This is a genomic window from Neochlamydia sp. TUME1 (assembly GCF_000813645.1).
Classification (GTDB): Bacteria; Chlamydiota; Chlamydiia; order Chlamydiales; family Parachlamydiaceae; genus Neochlamydia.
In genome coordinates, this window is sequence record NZ_JRXI01000056.1 from 1 (window position 1) to 1,796 (window position 1,796).

The following is a 1,796-nucleotide window of genomic DNA, read 5'->3' on the forward strand; positions in this document are numbered from 1 at the left end:
TAGCTTTTAGGAAGAAAGTGTTTAAAAATTTTGAAGAATTACAAGAGGATGTGGATAAATAGATGAATGAGTATAATAACGAGAGAACACATACAGGAAAGTATTGTTTTAGCAAGACGCCTTTACAACATTCTTAGATGCTAAACATCTTGCGCAAGAAAGGATGTTAGATAAGTTACAACTGACAGAAATAGTATCTGCCAGGTAACTCATATTTATCAGGTCAAGTGTTGTGCAGGGTTAAGTTATAAATCCCCAGCAAATCCTGTTTAATGAGCTGAATTTTAGTTAACCCTTAAATGCATCCGTTATTTTTGATAGACAAATTTAAGCTTTTTCAATTATTATTCTCTAAATAAGAGGTAATTATGAATGTATCCCATAATGAAAGTATTTCTTTACAAGATAGAATTAATAATAAGGGTTTGTTTAAATATGAATCTCTAGTTAGTAAAAAAACGCAGGTAGCTGTGATTGCTTTTACTTATTTCGATGATCAATGGGAAATGACGTGTGCTAATTCTGCTCTTTATCAAAGTTTTTACCAGAAGGGAATTGCGGTCCCTAAAGACAAAAGAAGTTTTTTCCAAGATCGCAAGGTGATTACTATGGAAGATAATCTTTTTCCTATTGCTTTTTTTGAAATTCTTGCTCCCCATAGATTTCCGCCTGATCAATATGAGTATAAAGGCGAACTTAAAAAGCTTTAGAAAATGTTCATTTATTAGAAAAATACTCTCTTGCTAGTTGGTTTGTTTCTTTAAAGGTCAGGCCTATTACTCGTTTCATTATAGTTTGTTCAGCAACATCCCAGTTTTTAAGAAATGTTTGAACGCTAATGGGCTCAGAATTCTTAAGAGCTAGCGCATTTTCAAAGTCCTTGTAAGCATCTTTGACAAGGCTTAAAAATATAGGATTGGTTGTAAAATAGCCACTTTTCCCTTCTTGCATATCAGTATCTAAATTATTAGCTAATGAATTTCTGTCACGATTGAAGTTATGCACAGATTGTTCTTGAAGCATTGTAATCTCTTTTGAAGAATCCTTTTTAACGGCATAAATGTAAGGAATAGTTTCGGGAATGAAACAACGCAGCAGCTCGCGACTGGGTAACTGTTGGCCCATGTTCTTTACCCAATGTTGAAGGAAAGTCAATGAAACCAGTGAATTAAAAAGAACGTTTCCCGCAATGGCTAAAGAAGGCGTATCAGGATAAATAGATTGAAGTTCCTCTAGCTTTTCTACTAAAGTTGTATAAAGCTCTTTAGGAGGAATACTTAAAATTAACTCTTGCCAGGCAGGGGGAATTTTGTCCTGAGTGAAATTTATGAACATCCACTCAAATCCTAAGTTGTCATGTGTGTTGCCTTTTTTTAATGAAGCTAAGCCAGGAAAAGTGCTTCCTTGATCAATTAAAATGATACTATCTTTGGGGGCTAGAAAAGCATTTCCTAAGTGACGGTCAGTATTTAGCATAATGATATCCATGACAAGCATCTTCATTAGTTCATCACTAGGGATGTTCTGTAATTCAATTTCTGGTAAGTCTGTCAAGGGAACGCCTTCTTTATATTTTTGGAAGGAACCTATTTGCCCATCTTCGCGATTGTGCAACAATTTTTCTGTAAAATCTGAGATCTTTTTCTTTTAACTTATTTTTTAAGGTGTTTTGCCCCTTTTTAGATTGTTCGCATCAATTTTAATGAGCCCCCCTTCATGGAGTGAGGGGGCACAATTAAAATTGACACTCACAATCTTAAGAGGCAAAAATATTATTTATCTTTCTTGTTCTCACT

The 1,796-nt window shown here is 34.3% G+C and carries 2 protein-coding genes; one reads left to right on the forward strand and one right to left on the reverse strand.

Annotation, left to right across the window (positions count from 1 at the left end; all coding sequences use genetic code 11):
• Nucleotides 1-368 precede the first annotated feature (368 nt).
• Nucleotides 369-710 carry a hypothetical protein gene (locus tag DB41_RS02465; RefSeq protein WP_039383924.1) on the forward strand — a complete coding sequence of 114 codons (342 nt, stop codon included), beginning with the start codon at nt 369-371 and terminating at the stop codon, nt 708-710.
• Nucleotides 711-717: 7 nt separating this feature from the next.
• On the opposite strand, the gene DB41_RS02470 is transcribed toward DB41_RS02465, so the two are convergent.
• Nucleotides 718-1,554 (reverse strand): phosphatidylinositol 4-kinase, encoded by an 837-nt coding sequence (locus DB41_RS02470; RefSeq protein ID WP_238578406.1) that lies wholly within the window; start codon nt 1,552-1,554, stop codon nt 718-720.
• Nucleotides 1,555-1,796 lie beyond the last annotated feature (242 nt).